Below are 16873 nucleotides of genomic sequence, written 5' to 3'. Positions count from 1 at the left end.
CGGTTCGGATAATCCGCGGCAGCAGCGGGCAGGGTGCCCAGGCAGAACACACAGAGCAGCGCAACGCGCCAGAAAGCGATCATGTTTCCTCCAGAAGGTGGCCGCGTCGTCGCTGTGCGACGGCGCGGGCTCCGGCTTGGCTCCGGTTACGGACATGCTTTCACAGAAAGCCGAAATTGCCTACAAGCGTGGCGCCGCAGCCAACGACCCCCGGGACAGCAGATGAAGATCATGAGATGGGCTAGCATCTGCGCGTGCGCCGCGACGCTGATCGCCACCGGCGCCATGGCGCAACAGGAGAAGCCGCCGATGCTTGTCACCATCTCCCTCGGCACTGCGACGCCGGGCGGCGGCTTTCCGCTCTATGGCGGCGCCTATGCCGAAGTGATGAACAGGGCCGATCCGACGCTGTCGATCGTGCCGCGCGCCACCAAGGGCAGTTTCGAGAACATTCCGCTGCTGGAGGCCGGTCAGCTCGATATCGCGCTGGTGGCCGGCGAGCCGGCCTATGAGGCGTTCCAGGGCATTGGCCGGCCGCCGACGCGGCTGAAGATCATCAGCGCGCTGTATTCCAACCCCGGCATGTTCGTGGTCCGCGCCGACAGCCCGTACCGCACCATCCGTGATCTGGTCGGCAAACCGGTCGCCTTCGGTGCCAGGGGCTCCGGCCTGCCGGTGCTGGCGCGTTACGTGCTGGATGGCCTCGGCCTGAAACAGGAGGGCGATTTCGAGGCGGTCTATCTCGACCGCGCCGGCGACGGCCCGGCGATGGTGCTGGATGGCCGCGTCGCCGCTTTGTGGGGCGCCGGCCTCGGCTGGCCCGGCTTCAAGGCGATGGCCGACACCCCAAGCGGGGCGCGCTTCATCGTGCCGAGCGCGGAAGAGATCGCGCAGATCCGCGCCAGACACAGCTTCCTGAAACCGATGCAGGTCGCGCCCTACAGCTATTCGCGGCAGGACGTGGCGATCGACTCGGTGGGCTCGTGGAGCTATCTGCTGGCGCGCGAGACGCTGCCCGACGACATCGCCTATCGGCTGGCCAAGACGCTGCACGGCGCGGAAGCCCAGTTCGGTGCGCGGCTGACGCAGGCGAAAGAGAGCACGGCGGCCAACACCGTGGCCTCGGCGCCAGACCAGTCGCTGATCCATCCCGGCGCATTGAAATATTTTCGCGAGATCGGGCTGGTAAAGTAGCGCAAGTAACAGAGCGGTGCTGATGCTCTGGCCTCGCCAATTCGTTGCGAGGAGAGAAGCGACGCGGCAATCCAGAAGGCCGCAAGCTCAGGAAGACTGGATTGCTTTGTCGCAACGGCTAAGGGGAAAGCCAATTGGCTTTCCCCGACCTCGCAATGACGGCTGAGGAGGTGTACTACTTATTCCCCAACTTGCACGCAGGGTCCGGCGGGCCGAATGCATCTTCGCCGGAAATCTTTGCCAGGATTTTGTAGTAGTCCCACGGATATTTCGACTCATCCGGCGATTTCACCTGTACCAGCATCAGGTCGTGCACCATCAGTCCGTCCTCGCGCAGGTGGCCGTTGCGGGCGAAAAAATCCTCGATCGGTTTTTCCCGCATTTTCGCCGCGACCTTCAAGGGTTCGTCGGTGCCGGCGTCGCGGATGGCATTAAGATAGACCATCACCGATGAATAGACGCCGGCCTGCCACATCGTCGGCATCCGCTTCATCTTGGCAAAATAGCGCTTCGACCAGTCGCGGGTCTTGTCGTCCATGTCCCAATAGAACGCGGTGGTCAGCAGTAGGCCCTGCGCGCTCGGCAGCCCCAGCGAATCCACGTCGGTGATCAAAGCCAGCAATGCCGCCATCTGCTGGCCGCCCTTGAACACGCCGAATTCGCCGGCGGTCTTGATCTCGTTGATGTTGTTCGGCGGCCCGCCGGCGATGCCGATGATCTTGGCCTTCGAGGCCTGCGCCTGCAGCACGAAGGACGACAGGTCGGAGGTGCCGAACGGCGGCCGGGCGGCGCCGAGAATTTTGGCGCCGGCCTTGTTGATCACCGCGGAGGCGTCGCGCTCCAGCGCGTGGCCGAACGCGATGTCGTCGGTGATGAAGAACCATGAATCGCCGCCGCGCTTCACCACCTCCTGCGCGGTGCCGACGGCGAGTGCGCGGGTGTCGAACACCCATTGCATCGTATAGGGCGAACAGAATTTACCGTGGAAATCCGCGGCGCCAGTCGAGTGGGTGATGAACAGTCGCTTCTTGTCGTTGGCGACGTTCTGTACCGCGAGTCCGACCGCCGACACCGGGACGTCGACAATCAGGTCGACCTGATCGATATCGTACCAGCGCCGCGCCAGCGCGGCGCCGATATCCGGCTTGAGCTGGTGATCGCCGACGATGACGGCGATGGGCTTGCCGAGCACGCTGCCGCCAAAATCCTCCACCGCCATCTGCGCCGCGGTCACCGAGCCCTGGCCCGACGGCGTCGAGGCCGGGCCGTTCATGTCGGTGAGCACGCCGATCTTGACGACGTCGTCGGAGATTTGGGCAGAGGCAGGAGAGCCGAGCAGCGCAAGGGCGCCCAATGCGAGCGTGAGTCCGCGGAACATTCGACATCGCCTCCCGGTCAATCGCGGCGCATTGGCCGCTTGTTGTTGGGGACAGCGTAGCGCAATCGGTGCGCGGCTGGGAAGCCGCTCCGTTCGGTATTCCCAGCGCGCCAACCGGCGCGCTGGGAATGCCGACATGCGTCCTCTACTTGCCGTCTACTTGCCATCGAGTGCCGCCAATCGCTGGGCCTCCGCGAGGTCCTCGGTGGTGTTGGTGTTGAAGAATGGATCGCGCGGCGTGGCCGGCCACTCCACGGTGGCGAGCCGGTAGCGCGCGGTCCAGCGCGCCACCTTGCGAATATGCTCCCGCACCAGCGCTTGACGCAGCTCATGGCGCAGGCTCACATCCCACAACCCGATCACCGGATGCGACTGCCCGGCGGAAGCCGCGACCGCGAGCTGCGCGTCCTCGGCGTGGCGCGCCTGCCGCAGCCGTTGCACCAGATCGCATGGCAGGAAGGGGCAGTCGCCGGCGACGCTGATCATCCAGCCCGCCTGCGGACAATGCAAGGCGTACCAGTCCAGCGCGGCAACAATACCGGCCAGCGGGCCGGGATAGTCGGCGAGGTCGTCGGCCACCACCGGCAGGCCAAACGCCTTGAAACGGGCGGCATCTCCATTGGCGTTCAGGACCAGGCCGTCGCATTGCGGGGCGAGCCGGTCGATCACCCGTTGCAGCAACAGCTGGCCGCCGACCTCGCGCATCGGCTTGTCGCCGCCGCCCATTCTTCGTGCCAGACCGCCTGCCAAGATTACGCCCGGTGTTATAGGTATTTCGGCCATTTTTGCCCTGTCTGTCATGGCTGCTGCATAGGACATTCGGGACCCGCCGGATATAACGCCCGCGCACCGGATGGAGTTAGCTGCATGGCCCGAACCCAACTCGACCTCACCGGACTGAAGTGTCCGCTACCGGCGCTGATGACGGGCAAGGCACTGAAGGCGCTGGCCGTCGGCGAGCGGCTCGAAGTGTGCTGCACGGATCCACTCGCCATCATCGATATTCCCGTACTGATTCAACAGACCGGAAATACCATCGAAGCCACCGAACGTCGTGGTGATATCATTGTGTTTCTGATCGCAAAACGAAATGGAGCGATCGCGGACTCGGATTGATTTTGCTGCAGCGCAACGCGAAAGCTAGTAAAATTTTTGCATTTTCACCATTGGACTATCGACTCGCCGCGGCCATTCTGGCCCAGTAAATCGGGCGGCGCACAGATGCATATCGCGTGTCGCAGGGGAACTACACTTACCACACTAGACGGCAGACGATCCGCCACGGACGTCCGCAGGGGAGGCTTCCATGACCACGATCGGCAATGCGGGAACTCTATCCGGCACCAAGCCCGGGATTCTCGACCGCGAGCGCATCATCGCCACCGCCGGCTTCAACCGCTGGCTGGTGCCGCCCGCGGCGCTTTGCATCCATCTGTGCATCGGGATGGCCTATGGCTTCAGCGTGTTCTGGCTGCCGCTGTCGCAGGCGATCTCCAATCCCGCAGGCAAGCAAGTGTGCGATGGTATGAGCCTGGCGACCGAATTGTTTACCACCACCTGCAACTGGAAGGTCGCCAGCCTGGGCTGGATGTACACGCTGTTCTTCGTGCTGCTCGGCGTCTCCGCCGCGATCTGGGGCGGCTGGCTCGAGCGGGTCGGGCCGCGCAAGGCTGGCTTCGTCGCCGCCCTGTGCTGGTGCGGCGGCCTCGTGCTGGGCTCGATCGCGGTCTACACGCATCAGCTCTGGTTGTTATGGATCGGCTCCGGCGTGATCGGCGGCATCGGCCTCGGCCTGGGCTACATCTCGCCGGTGTCGACCCTGGTGAAATGGTTTCCAGACCGTCGCGGCATGGCGACCGGCATGGCGATCATGGGGTTTGGTGGCGGCGCGATGATCGGGTCGCCGCTCGCCAACCTGCTGATGAACTATTTCAAGACCCCGACCGATGTCGGCGTCTGGCAGACCTTCCTGGCGATGGGCGTGATCTACTTCGTGTTCATGACGATCGGTGCGTTCTCGTACCGCATCACCCCGCCAAACTGGCGTCCGGAAGGCTGGACTGCGCCGGTTACCGCCAATGCCATGATCACCACCGGCCATGTGCATCTCGACAATGCGCACAAGACCCCGCAGTTCTGGTTGATCTGGGGCGTGCTCTGCCTCAACGTCTCGGCGGGTATCGGTGTCATCGGCATGGCGTCGCCGATGTTGCAGGAGATTTTCGCGGGCAAGCTGATCGGGCTGCCCGACGTCTCCTTCAGCCAGCTTTCGGCCGCGCAGAAGACCACCATCGCCGGCATTGCCGCCGGTTTCGCGGGTCTGATCTCGCTGTTTAACATTGGCGGCCGCTTCGTCTGGGCGTCGCTGTCGGACAAGCTCGGTCGTAAGAACACCTACTACACCTTCTTCATTCTGGGCATCGTGCTTTACGCGATGGTGCCGACCTTCGCGGCGATGGGAAGCAAGGTGATGTTCGTGCTGGCCATCGGCATCATCCTGTCGATGTATGGCGGCGGCTTTGCCACGGTCCCGGCCTATCTCGCCGATATTTTCGGCACCCAGTTCGTCGGCGCCATCCACGGACGGCTGCTGACGGCGTGGGCCACGGCGGGCATTGTCGGCCCGGTGGTGGTGAACTACATCCGTGAATTCCAGATCAGCGCCGGCGTGCCTCGGGCCCAGGTCTATGACTTCACGATGTATATTCTCGCCGGCATGCTGGTGCTCGGTCTGATCTGCAACATGCTGGTCCGGCCGCTGGCTCCGCGCTGGTTCATGAAGACGGAGGAAGTCGCCGCGCTGCAGGCCAAGGGCGCTACCTCGAATACCGGCGGCGGCTCCTACGGCATCGGCAAGGGTGGCTTGGACGCCTCGACGGCGGCGTTCTGGGCCTTTGTCGGCGTGCCGCTGCTGTGGGGGGTCTGGCTGACGATGCAAAGCGCGGTCCGCATCTTCCAGTAAGCGCGACCACAATTAAACAAAGGCCGGCAGCCTCGCGTTGCCGGCCTTTTGCGTTCCTATGCCGTGCTTATGAATGAGCGCGGCCGGCCGTCTCGAATTCCTACGTCCTTGTCCGCATCTTGCCTTCAACGCCGCGCGCCCGCGTGGCGGATCTGGAAGACGGACATGATCATGTTGTACACTCGGGACAGCGCGCTTCACGACTTCGCCGGCGATGATGCCCATCGCTGTTACCTCATTCACCGTAACCAGCCGCCGATCGTGCATCATTCGGGCGCGATGCTGTGGAAACGACTCCGCGTGCTGGCGCGGCATGCAACCAGGCACATCAGGGGCATGCTGGCAGCGCTTCGCGTGGCGCTGGTCGCCGACAAGATGCGGCGGGCGCATCGTGAGTTGTCGCGCGTCGGCTTTCGTGACCCGGGCCTGAAGGCGCCGCATGCTGGGCATCGGAGGTGGTCATGAACAAGGACCGTTCGGCCGCGATGTTCAGGCGGATCGGCAGCTACGGCAAGATTGCCGCGGTGCTGATCCGGCGGCGCTTTCCCGCCTTATTTTGGGACGCGCCGGTCGGTGATCGGCGCGAGGCGCACGACATGCGCGGGCCCGGGCCGAAATGGCGGGAGAAACGCGGTGCGAGGGATCAGCACGGCTGATTTGGCGATTATTGCGCTACGGCCCGAACAGAACCGCTATCGCCGCCGCGATGGCGGTTTTTTCGCAACCCGCCAATCCGACGATCGGAAGCCGAACGTGCGCCGAAGCGAGGCCGAGCAGGTTCAGCGCATATTTTGTCGACGCCGGCGTGGCATCGCGGGCCAACGCATCGCTCAAAGGCGCCAGCCTGTCCATCAGCGCGGTAGCCTCGATGGCTTCACCCCGCCGGCATGCGCCGTACAATGCGCGCATCAGTTCCGGCGCGATATTGGCGACCGCGCAGACGCTGCCATCGCCCGCATAGAACAAGAACGCCGTGGCGGTCGATTCGTGGCCCGACAGCAGGCGGAAGTCCGGAGGCAGACGTCCGCGCAGCCGCAGCGGGCGGGTGATATCGCCGCTGCCGTCGCAAAGCCCGATGAATTGCGGCGACTCCGCCAGCTGCAGCACCGTCTCATCGAGTAGCGGACGCATGGTGCGGTACGGCGCGTCGTGCAGGATGACCGGCAGCGACGTGGCCGCGGCGATGGTCCGGAAATGCGCGGTGATGCCGGCCTGGGTCGGCTTGTTGTAATAGGGCACTACGGAAAGAATGGCGTCGGCCCCCGCGGCCTCGGCGCGTTGGGTCAGCGCGATCGCTCGCGCGGTGGCATTCGAACCAGCGCCGGCGATCACCTTGACGCGGCCTCGCGCCGTCGTCGCGGCGGTGCGAACGAGGCTGTCATGTTCGCCGATCGATAGCGTCGGCAACTCGCCCATGGTTTCGCCGACCAGCAGCGCGGTAGCGCCGGCATCGATCTGGCGCTGGCACAGCCGAGCAAAGGCTTCGAGGTCGAGGCCTTCATCGGCGTCGAACGGCGTCGGAAGGTCGGCGATGGCGCCGGCCAGCCACGAATGATCTGAAGATGAGGTCATGGAGATAGGTTCAGGCTGCCCGAGAGCCGGCTTCGCCGAGGGCGGCATTCGCCGTCGGATGCGACGCCATATCGAGCTCAAGGATGCAGCCGACGGCGATGATCGCTTCGGAATGATGCCCGTTCTCAAACAGCGCATAGCGCACGGCGTCGGCGCGGTTGACGAACAGGCCGCCATAGAGGCCGTTCTGGTGTTGCGCGACCCATTGGCCGCGCGCGTTCTTGCCAATCCATACGATGTGCGAGCCGGATGAGGGAGGTTCGACGGAATTCACGAGAAGTCTCCTGGTGAAGATCGGGGCAGGCGATGCGGGCGGCGTTGCGTTCAGGCAAAATTCTCGCAAAGCATCGGCTCAAAACTGTCGGCGGCCGAAGGAATGGCAGGCACGCTGCCGAGGCGCGAGGGATCGGCGTCGATCTCCTGGAAGGCACTGAGGATGGCCATCGCCATATGCGGATGGTGTGCCTCGGCGCTCTGGTCGAGCCATTCCGGCATCTCGCGCTGACGCGACAACGCGCAGTGCCATTCACCGCCGTCATAACGCAGGCTGCGCAATTTCCATTGCGGCGCCTTCAGCGCGATCAGCGCCAGCGCGGCGTCGGTCCAGGCCCGCGCCGCGATCAGTTGCCTCAGGCAGGCTATCGGTACAGCCTCTCGCATCGGCTCGCCTCGCCAAGCGGTGGCAAGGATCTCGTTGAACAACGCGGTAGTCGGCGCCTCGCGCGGGTCAAAGTTGCTGGCGGCGATGGCGAAATCTTGCGATTCGGCGGTGCGGGACATGGCTTGGTCTCGGTTGCGACGCGGTCCTGACCTGACCGCTGCCTGCAAGATGAGCCGCACCGCATTTGAAAACGAGACGGCCAGCGGCGCCAAGATATAGGCGCGGCATAAGCGTCGAGCGGAGTTTCCAGGCTGACCGGGACCATCGCTGGATCAATCAATAATTCGGCGCCACCAGGGCGGTCATTGATGGTCTGGGGAGATTCCAGATATCTTAACTGGCCTTGCGATGACGGGCTGTCGAGCGGGCCGCCTTCTTGGCCGGACGGGCGCGCGCGGCGGGAGCCGCGCGTTTGGCTGTTGCCGTCTTGGCCGTCTTGCCGCCCTTCAAACTCTGCTGAAGCGCGTCCATCAGGCTGATGACATTGTCGGACTTTTCTTTCTTCTTGATCCTGACTTCCTTGCCGCTGGCCTTGCTCCGCACCAGCGCCTTCAGCGCGTCTTCATATTCGTCCTTGAATTTCGAGGCGTCGAAATGCGACGCCTTGCTGTCCAGGATGTGCACGGCGAGGTCGACCATGTCCTTGGAAATCTTCGGGCTCTTGATATCCTCAAAATAGTCTTCCTCGTCGCGCACCTCGGCGGCGTAGCGCAACGTGGTGCCGAGCAACCCCTTGCCGAGCGGCTCGATCGCAATGATGTGCTCGCGATTGGTCAGTACGATCCGCGCCAGCGCAACGCGCTGCTGATCCTTCATGGCGTCGCGGATCACCGCGAAGGCATCGAGACCGGCCTTGCCATCCGGCGCGATATAATAAGGGTTATTGAGGAAGCGGCGGTCGATCTCGTCGCGCGGCACGAAGCTGTCGATATCGATGGTGTGGTTGCTATCGATCCGCACGGCCGCGAGCTCTTCCTTCTCGATCGGGATGTATTCACCCTTGGCTATCTCGTAACCGCGGCCCTTTTGCTCCTTCTCGACGACGTCGCCGGTCTCGGAGTCGACCATTTGCTGCTTCAGCCGGTTGCCGGTCTCGGTATTGATCATGTGGAAGCGGGTTTTATCGACCGAGGTCGACGCCGGGTAAAGCACCACCGGGCAGGACACGAGCGAGAGCTTCAGCGAGCCTTTCCAGTAGGCACGGGGCAGGGCCATCGAAATTCCTCCAACTCGGTTACTGGAAACAGGCGCCTCGCGCGCGATAGTCCGCGCAAGCGGTTTCGGGAACTTCAACGGCAATCGCTGGTTTTGGTTCCGGGGCCGGAACGCTCGGCTGGGACGGGTAAATGGAGTTCGCGGTGTCCGACAAGCAACTATCGATCTACCGAAAGAAACGCGACTTCAAACAGACTGCCGAGCCTTCCGGCAAGGTTGTCGTGGCGCCGTCGAAGCGACGCCGCTTCGTGATCCAGAAGCACGATGCCACCCGCCTGCATTACGATCTCCGGCTGGAGTTCGACGGCGTGTTCAAGTCCTGGGCGGTGACGCGCGGTCCGTCGCTTGATCCGGCCGACAAGCGGCTGGCTGTCGAGGTCGAGGACCATCCGCTCGATTATGGCGATTTCGAAGGCACCATTCCCAAGGGGCAATATGGCGGCGGCACAGTGCAGCTCTGGGATCGCGGCTATTGGGAAGCCGCGGACCCCGAAAAGGGCTTCAAGAACGGCGACCTCAAATTCACGCTGCAGGGCGACAAGCTGCACGGTGGCTTTGTGCTGGTGCGGATGAAGCATGACCGCAACGGTGGCAAACGCACCAACTGGCTGCTGATCAAGCACCGCGACGAGTTTGTGAAAGAGGGCAAGGCCAACAGGATCCTGGATCATGACACGTCGGTGGCGTCCGGCCGGGCCATGGCAGAGATCGCCGCGGGCAAGGGCCGCGTGCCCAAACCCTTCATGGTCGGCGACACCAGCAAGACCAAGGCGGATGCGGTGTGGAATTCCAACCACGGTCTGGCCGCCGGCAAGCGCGCCGGCAAGGTGGTGAAGCCGGGAGCGGAGGTGGTCAAAGCCAGCACGGCCCGCGCCCGGAAGACGGTCAAGAAAGCCGCGGTGGCAACGCCGAAAAAGGTCGCCAGCCTGCCCGCTTTCATCGCGCCGCAGCTTTGCATTTCCGTCGATCGGCCACCGTCGGCCGCCGGCTGGGCACATGAAATCAAGTTCGACGGCTACCGCATGCAATTGCGCGTCGAGGACGGTGAGGTGACGCTGAAGACCCGCAAGGGGTTGGACTGGACCGCGAAATTCCAGGCCATCGCCAGAGATGCCACGGGGCTGCCGGACGCCATCATCGACGGGGAGATCGTCGGCCTCGGCGCCGATGGCGCGCCGGATTTCGCGGCGCTGCAGGCGGCGCTGTCGGATGAAAAGACCGACGCGCTGATCTTCTTCGCGTTCGACCTGCTGTTCGCCGATGGCGAGGATTTGCGAAGACTGCCGCTGGAGCAGCGCAAGGTGCGGCTGAAACAACTGCTGGCAGCGGCGCGCGGCCGCCGCAAGCAAGGCCTGATCCGCTATGTTGATCATTTCGAGACCGGCGGCGACGCCATTCTGCAATCCGCCTGCAAGCTGTCGCTGGAAGGCATCGTCTCCAAGAAGCTGTCGGCACCCTATGCGTCCGGCCGCTCGGCGAGCTGGACGAAAGCCAAATGCCGCGCCGGCCACGAGGTGGTGATCGGGGCGTGGAAGAGCAATGCCGGAAAATTCCGCTCGCTGATGGTCGGCGTCAACAAGGGCGACCATTTGGCCTATGTCGGCGTCGTCGGCACCGGCTTTGGCCAGGACAAGGTCAAGGCGATCATGCCGGCGCTGAAGGCGGCGGCGGCCAGGACCAGCCCGTTCGGCGGCAAGGAGACGCCGCCTGGCGGTCGCGAGGTGCATTGGCTGAAACCGGACCTGGTGGCGGAAATCCAGTTCGCCGGCTTTACCGGCGCCGGCATGGTGCGGCAGGCCTCGTTCAAGGGGCTGCGGCAGGACAAGCCGGCCAACGAGGTCGAAGCCGAGACGCCGCGCAAGACCGAACTGGCGGAGCCGAAGCCGAAGCGCGGCGGGAGGCAGGCGGCGTCGAAGGCAACTGTTCGCATAGCGCGTAGCGGTGCTGCCGTCTCTGTATTGGGCGTGGTGATCTCGAATCCGGATAAGGCGCTATGGCCCGATGCCGGTGACGGCGTGCCGGTCAGCAAGCTCGATCTGGCGCATTATTTCGAAGCCGTCGGCGAATGGATGATCGGCTATCTCAAGGGACGGCCATGTTCGATCGTGCGCGCGCCGGACGGCATCAAGGGCCACCAGATGTTCTTCCAGCGCCACGCCATGCCCGGCACTTCGAACCTGCTCGAACTGGTAAAAGTCTCCGGCGATCGCAAACCCTATCTGCAGATCGACCGTGTCGAGGGCCTGGCCGCGGTGGCCCAGATCGGCGGGCTGGAAGTGCACCCGTGGAACTGCGCGCCGGATCAGCCCGAACTGCCTGGCCGGCTGGTGTTCGACCTCGATCCCGCGCCAGACGTCGAATTCGGCGCGGTGATGGATGCCGCCCGCGACATGCGCGAGCGATTGACGGCGCTGGGTCTGGAAGGATTTTGCAAGTCGACCGGCGGCAAGGGCCTGCACATTGTCGTGCCGCTGGCTGTTGGCGGCAGGGACAGGGTCGACTGGAAAACCGCCAAGGCGTTCGCGCAAGGTGTGTGCCAGCAAATGGTCGAGGATGATCCCGGGCGCTATCTGATCAACATGTCGAAGAAGCTGCGCGGCGGAAAGATTTTTCTGGATTATCTGCGCAATGACCGCATGGCGACCGCGGTGTCGGTGTTGTCGCCGCGCGCCCGCGATGGTGCCACTGTCTCGATGTCGCTGACCTGGGCGCAATTGCGCGGCGATCTCGATCCGAAGAAGTTCACGATCCGATCGGTGCCGGGGCTGCTGAAGAAAACCACGGCTTGGGATGGCTATGATGAGGCAGCCTCACCGCTGAAGCCGGCGATCAAAAAGCTGAAGCCGTAGGGCTCACTGTCATCGCCGGGCTTGACCGGGCGACTCAGTACACGCTGTCACGGATGAATATTGGCGCCTGTGTCGACCGGATCACCCGCCTTCTCGGGTGATGACAAAGCGAGGCCAGACGCAAAAAAAACGCGCGGCCCGTTTTCGGACCGCGCGTCTTTAAAACTTCTGCAAAGCTTTACAGCTTGCCGAGCAACAGCAGGATCAACAGCACCACCACGATCAGGCCCAGACCGCCGCCGCCATAATAGCCGGTGCCGTAGAACGGGCCGCCGCCGACGCCTGAAAAGCCGCCGAGCAAGGCGATGACGAGAATGATTAGAATAATTGTTCCGAGTGACATGTAGTTCTCCTCAGCCTGGCAGGCGGCACCACTTCCTCTGCCTTCATGCGACAAAAACGCGCTATCACAGCGAAAGTTCCACCGGTGAAACTTTGCCGGGCACAACTTTTTTCGCTTTCCATAAGCACTACATAAGTCGGTCAGGTGAGCACACCGCCATTGAGCTTGAGGAATTCCCGATGTCCACACCGCTTGTCGTTTCCATTCCGCATCGACTTGGTCGCGAGGAGGCCTGCCGCCGTCTGAAGGTGGGATTGACCAAGGCTGCCAGCAATCTGCCGGTGCTCAAGGTCGACGAGGAGCGCTGGGAAGGCGACCGGATGATGTTTCGCGTCCGGGCGATGGGGCAGGCGGCCAGCGGACATGTCGATGTTGCCGACGACCACGTCACCGTGGAGGTAATACTGCCATGGCTGCTGCAACGGTTCGCAGAGGTGGCACAGGCCGCGATCAAATCGCGGGGAAGCCTGTTGTTGACGAAAAAGAGCTAAGGTAGCGCCGCGGGTTTGTTGCGTGGCAGCATAAACAGTGCGCAGCGCAAACATCCAGTTTGCAACCGTTACTATCAACTATTTAAGAATAATTCTCTGCAAAGCTACGGAAGCGGAGGAAGGGAACCGACCTTTCTGCGAGTCGGCACGACATCCGCAAGGCCGCCCGGCCAAAAATCCCGGGCGGCCTTTCGCGTCATGGCATACGGGACGAGCGAGCCTTAACCGGCGCCACGGTCCGTGCCTTCACGATCGCCACCGGCAGCGCGTTGAACAGCCGGGCGACTGACAACTCGCCGCTGCTATTCTGTTGTTCGCCGTCCGCGACTGTATAACCGGGCACCAGAACCGTGGCGTCGAAAGCGGCGGCCGGCGGCCAGACGCGGCCGCCCTCGCTCATGGGGGCCAGGCTGCGACCGATCACGATGATCGCCGCGTCGCGCTGATGCCGTCGCGCGAAAGCGATGATGTGCTCGCTATGCGGTCCGGTCACCTCAAGTGGCTCATAGTCGCCGATCGCGAACAGCTCGGCCATTTCGCGGCGCAGCTTGATCAGTTCGCGGGTCCAGGCCAGCTTGACGTGGCCATTGTCCCAGTGCTGCGCCAGCGCGGTCCAGTCCGGCACTTCTTGGCTGGCGAGCACGGCCGCGCGCGCTTCAAAATCCACCGGCCGGCGGTTGTCGGGATCGACCAGCGAGAAGTCCCAGAACTCGGTGCCTTGATAGAAGTCCGGCACGCCGGGCATCGTCGCTTTCAGCGTGATCTGGCTCAGCGAATTCAGCGCTCCGAGCAGCGAGGTGCGCTTGACGAAGGTCCGCAGGGATTCCAGGAATTCAGCGGATAGTCGGGGGTCGAGAATCCGCTCGAGAAACAGCCGCAGGCCGTTTTCGTAGGATTCGTTCGGGTTGAGCCAGCTGGTCTCCTGCTTGCCTTCACGCGCGGCTTTCAGCGCATAGGCCTGCATGCGAGCGAGGAAATCGGGATCGCCTTCGCCAAGCGGCCAGGCACCGATCAACGCCTGATACATCGCATATTCGAACGCGGCCGAGGGCGCGCGCATCTCGCCATCGACGACCAGATGCGGCGCGTTGAGCATTTTCCAGCGGCTGACGGCGGTGGTCCATTCGCCCGGCAGTTCAGCCAGCGCCAGGATGCGCGTCCGGTTGTCCTCGCCGCGCTTGGTGTCATGGGTCGCGGTCGACGTCATGCCAAGCGGCCAGTCTCGGGCGCGCGTCGTCATCATGTCGTGGAAAGTACCGCGCGGCATTGCCTGCGCCGCCGCGTCGCCTCCGACCTCGTTCAGTGCCAGCAGGCGATGGTAGCGGTAGAACGCGGTATCCTCCAGCGACTTCGCCATGGTCGGGCCGGTGAACTGCTGCACCTTCAGGGCAAAGCGCCGCACCCGGGGCTTGCTGTGCGCGGCCTTGCTCTTCAGCAAATCCAGCGTCAGCGCGTCGCGCAGGAAGTCGAACAGGCCTTCATCGGCACCGAACCAGTCGGCACGCGCCTTTGCGATGGTGGTGGCGATCAATTCGCGATCCAGACCCGAAGGCCCCGTCGCGGTGATGTAGGTGCGATAGACCGGGAAGTGCAGCACATAGAGTTCGAATGCCTGCCGCAGCGTGTCGGCGGAGAAGTCGCGGGTCGAATAGTGCCCGCTGGCGATCCGCGCCAAGAGCCGCGTCAGCACGGTAAATTCGCTGAGCAGCAGCGTCTCCAGCACGCGGCGCTTGGCCTCGATCAGCAGGGGGGCAAATTTCGGCGAGGTATTGCTGACCTGTCGCCAGATCTCGTCGAGCGGGCCGAGGCCCTTTTCTTCCACCAGCACCTGGGTGATGGCATTGAGCCATTCATAGCCCGTCGTGCCGTGCACGCCTGTGAGCTGCACCAGCTTCTCGTGCTCGCCAAGAATCTTTTCGATCACGACATAGAACGGTTTTGACTTGTCGACCTGGGCGTCGCGGATCAGTCGGCGCAACCGCTGGAAATATTGCGCGGGGTCGCGCAGCCCGTCGATGTGGTCGAGCCGGATGCCCTGCAACTTGTCTTCGGAGATCAGCCGCTTCACCAGGCTGTGGATGGCGTCAAACGTGCCGACATCCTCGACGCGCAGGCCGGCCAGCGTGTTGACGTCGAAAAAGCGGCGGTAGTTGATCTCGCTGGAGGCAAGACGCCACTGGCCGAGCTTGTAATGCTGGCGCTCCAGCAGATTGTGCATGGTCTGGATCTGAGACAAACGATCGGGACCGGCCCGATAGGCGTCGAGCCCCCGGGCAATCAGTCCGGCGCCGCCGCCGATGGCCGCCAGTTCCTTTTTGAAGGCGGGAGCCTCGGCAAAATTCGGATGGCGCAGGCCCTTGGTGCGTAGCGCCAGCGCCAGCACGGCCTTGCCCTCGGGAGTCTCGGCCGCATCGGCCTCCTTGACGACCGTGCGCAGGATCTCGCCATAGCGCTCCGGGGCGATTGGCAGACGATGTTCGAAATACCACGCGGAGAAGCTGCCTTCGGCCGCGTCGTATTTCAGTTCGATCTCGCCGCTGTCCAGCGCCTGGCCGTAGGAGGTGCCGATGATCGGCAGCAGCACGCCGCCGCGGGCGCGGTAGGGCAGGGTGTCCCAGTCGATATCGAAGGACACCGCGTGCGGCGACGCCGGTCCCCATTCCAGCACGCTCAGCCACCACGGATTGTCGGCGAAATGTACGCCGACATGGTTCGGCACGAAATCCAGGATCAGCCCGATGTCGTTCGCCTTCAGCGCGGCGCTGAGGCGCTCGAAACCCTCCTCGCCGCCGAGCTCCGGATTGAGCCTGGTATGGTCGACGACATCATAGCCATGGGTGCTGCCAGCGCGCGACTTCATGAAGGGCGAGGCATAAAGATGCGTGATGCCCAGCGACTTCAGATAGGGCACGATCGCCGCGGCATGGTCGAAAGTGAAGTCGCCGGTGAGCTGAACGCGATAGGTGGCGACGGGAATGGCGGCGGTCATCATTTGTCTCCCAATCGCCAGCGCACCGACCACGGCGCGATGACGCCGGCAATGTCGCCGCCCCAGACCCTCGTGCCCGGCCATGGATGATGTTCGCCGGCGCTGCCGTGGTCGGACAGGTTGGCCAGTAGATGCAGGACGAGGCCATCGCCCATCTGCCAGTGCGCCTGCAGAACGCCGTCGTCGTTTGCCTTGGCCGAGCCGAACTTTGCGCCTGCGAGGCGCGGGATGATGTAATCCTTGCGCAGGCCCAGCAGCTCGCGCACCAGCGTCAGCCGCGCCTCGCCGGTCGTGCTGTGGCGATTATCCCAGTCCAGCACAGCGGAGTGGAAAGTTTTCTCATCGAGCGGATCGGGAATCTCGTCGCCGTATTTTTCGTACGCACTGGCGAATTCCTTCTTGCGGCCCTGGCGCACCGCTTCGGCGAGATCGCCCTTGAAGTCGCAGAAGAACGGGAATGGCGCCTTCGAACCCCATTCGTCGCCCATGAACAGCATTGGCACCATCGGCGCCAGCAACGTGATCGCCAGCGCGGCCTCGATCGCTTTCGGATTGGCGATGGCTTCCAGCCGGTCGCCGAGCGCGCGATTGCCGATCTGGTCATGGTTCTGCAGGAAGTTGACGAAGGCCGTCGGCGGCAGCGCGCCGCTCGGCTCGCCGCGCGCCGCGCCATCGCGATGCGCGGAAGCCTCGCCCTGATAGGCGAAGCCGGACGCCAGCGCGCGCACCACATGGTCGATCGCCCGCGGTGCGTAGTCGCTGTAATAGCCCTTGTCTTCGCCGGTCAGCAGCACGTGCCAGGCGTGGTGATAGTCGTCGTTCCACTGCGCGCGATATTTGCCGCGCGACGGGTTGGTGACGGGATCGAGCAGCTCGGCGCGGTTATCGTCATTTTCCAGCACCACATGGATCCAGCGGCTGGTCTCGGCGGCGAGCTTGCCGACCTCGCGGCTCAACTCATGCAGCATCGGGATTTCGCCCTGCTCGGGGATCGCATGCACGGCGTCGAGCCGCAGCCCGTCGAAGCGATAGTCGCGCACCCAGGCCACCGCGTTCTCGATGGCATAGGCGCGGGTCTGCGGCAGGCGATAGTTGATCGCGCTGCCCCACGGCGTATGCGCGTCGCCGAAGAAGTCCGGCGCGTATTGGCCGAGGTAATTCCCCTCCGGCCCGAAATGGTTGTAGACGACGTCGAGAAACACCATCAGGCCGCGCAGAT

At 63.7% G+C, this 16873-nt stretch carries 16 protein-coding genes; 7 read left to right on the top strand and 9 right to left on the bottom strand.

Translation table 11 applies throughout. From position 1 onward, the window contains the following. Positions 1-231 precede the first annotated feature (231 nt). Entirely contained in the window at positions 232-1194 is a 963-nt protein-coding gene (locus Q0S16_RS08040; RefSeq protein WP_295846834.1) for a TAXI family TRAP transporter solute-binding subunit, read from the top strand. A gap of 175 nt (positions 1195-1369) precedes the next feature. On the opposite strand, the gene Q0S16_RS08035 is transcribed toward Q0S16_RS08040, so the two are convergent. After that, entirely contained in the window at positions 1370-2572 is a 1203-nt protein-coding gene (locus Q0S16_RS08035; RefSeq protein ID WP_295846832.1) for an ABC transporter substrate-binding protein, read from the bottom strand. A gap of 156 nt (positions 2573-2728) precedes the next feature. Continuing rightward, positions 2729-3355 carry a molybdenum cofactor guanylyltransferase MobA gene (mobA, locus tag Q0S16_RS08030; RefSeq protein ID WP_295846835.1) on the bottom strand — a complete coding sequence of 209 codons (627 nt, stop codon included), beginning with the start codon at positions 3353-3355 and terminating at the stop codon, positions 2729-2731. Positions 3356-3439: 84 nt separating this feature from the next. On the opposite strand from mobA, the gene Q0S16_RS08025 reads away from it, so the two are divergent. The 4 genes from Q0S16_RS08025 (at position 3440) to Q0S16_RS08010 (ending at position 6190) form a co-directional block, all read left to right on the top strand. Next, positions 3440-3688, top strand: a complete 249-nt coding sequence (locus tag Q0S16_RS08025; protein WP_295846831.1) for a sulfurtransferase TusA family protein — start codon at positions 3440-3442, stop codon at positions 3686-3688. Positions 3689-3878: 190 nt separating this feature from the next. Then, entirely contained in the window at positions 3879-5534 is a 1656-nt protein-coding gene (locus Q0S16_RS08020) for an OFA family MFS transporter (protein ID WP_295846829.1), read from the top strand. Positions 5535-5705: 171 nt separating this feature from the next. Further along, positions 5706-5999 (top strand): hypothetical protein, encoded by a 294-nt coding sequence (locus tag Q0S16_RS08015; RefSeq protein WP_295846826.1) that lies wholly within the window; start codon positions 5706-5708, stop codon positions 5997-5999. Further along, complete coding sequence (locus Q0S16_RS08010; RefSeq protein WP_295846824.1) at positions 5996-6190, top strand: hypothetical protein; 195 nt, start codon at positions 5996-5998, stop codon at positions 6188-6190. The genes Q0S16_RS08015 and Q0S16_RS08010 overlap by 4 nt, the downstream gene beginning before the upstream one ends. A gap of 16 nt (positions 6191-6206) precedes the next feature. Here Q0S16_RS08010 and dapA read toward each other — a convergent pair whose 3' ends face one another. From dapA to Q0S16_RS07990, 4 genes are all read right to left on the bottom strand, one after another. Next, entirely contained in the window at positions 6207-7106 is a 900-nt protein-coding gene (dapA, locus tag Q0S16_RS08005; RefSeq protein WP_295846823.1) for a 4-hydroxy-tetrahydrodipicolinate synthase, read from the bottom strand. A 10-nt stretch (positions 7107-7116) separates the two neighbouring features. After that, entirely contained in the window at positions 7117-7380 is a 264-nt protein-coding gene (locus tag Q0S16_RS08000) for a hypothetical protein (RefSeq protein ID WP_295846821.1), read from the bottom strand. Between the two features lie 50 nt (positions 7381-7430). Further along, positions 7431-7979, bottom strand: coding sequence for a hypothetical protein (locus Q0S16_RS07995; protein WP_295846820.1), 549 nt, complete (start codon positions 7977-7979; stop codon positions 7431-7433). 121 nt (positions 7980-8100) lie between these two features. After that, entirely contained in the window at positions 8101-8982 is an 882-nt protein-coding gene (locus Q0S16_RS07990; RefSeq protein ID WP_295846819.1) for a Ku protein, read from the bottom strand. A 143-nt stretch (positions 8983-9125) separates the two neighbouring features. On the opposite strand from Q0S16_RS07990, the gene ligD reads away from it, so the two are divergent. After that, entirely contained in the window at positions 9126-11831 is a 2706-nt protein-coding gene (ligD, locus tag Q0S16_RS07985; RefSeq protein WP_295846818.1) for a DNA ligase D, read from the top strand. A gap of 178 nt (positions 11832-12009) precedes the next feature. Here ligD and Q0S16_RS07980 read toward each other — a convergent pair whose 3' ends face one another. Then, complete coding sequence (locus Q0S16_RS07980) at positions 12010-12174, bottom strand: DUF3309 family protein (RefSeq protein ID WP_295846817.1); 165 nt, start codon at positions 12172-12174, stop codon at positions 12010-12012. A gap of 179 nt (positions 12175-12353) precedes the next feature. Here Q0S16_RS07980 and Q0S16_RS07975 point away from each other — a divergent pair, with 179 nt between their 5' ends. Continuing rightward, the gene (locus tag Q0S16_RS07975; protein WP_295846815.1) at positions 12354-12665 is read left to right on the top strand and encodes a polyhydroxyalkanoic acid system family protein; all 312 of its coding nucleotides are present in this window, start codon (positions 12354-12356) and stop codon (positions 12663-12665) included. A gap of 196 nt (positions 12666-12861) precedes the next feature. On the opposite strand, the gene treY is transcribed toward Q0S16_RS07975, so the two are convergent. Both treY and Q0S16_RS07965 read right to left on the bottom strand, forming a co-directional pair. Continuing rightward, on the bottom strand, positions 12862-15654 hold the full coding sequence (treY, locus tag Q0S16_RS07970) for a malto-oligosyltrehalose synthase (RefSeq protein ID WP_295846814.1): 2793 nt from the start codon (positions 15652-15654) through the stop codon (positions 12862-12864). After that, on the bottom strand, positions 15654-16873 hold a 1220-nt coding region (locus Q0S16_RS07965; protein WP_295846813.1), incomplete at its 5' end, for a DUF3459 domain-containing protein. The genes Q0S16_RS07965 and treY, both read right to left, overlap by 1 nt.

It is taken from the genome of Tardiphaga sp., assembly GCF_025356345.1.
Lineage (GTDB): Bacteria > Pseudomonadota > Alphaproteobacteria > Rhizobiales > Xanthobacteraceae > Tardiphaga.
The sequence above is the reverse complement of the archived record's forward strand: the minus strand, read 5'-3'. Positions and strand labels throughout refer to the sequence as shown.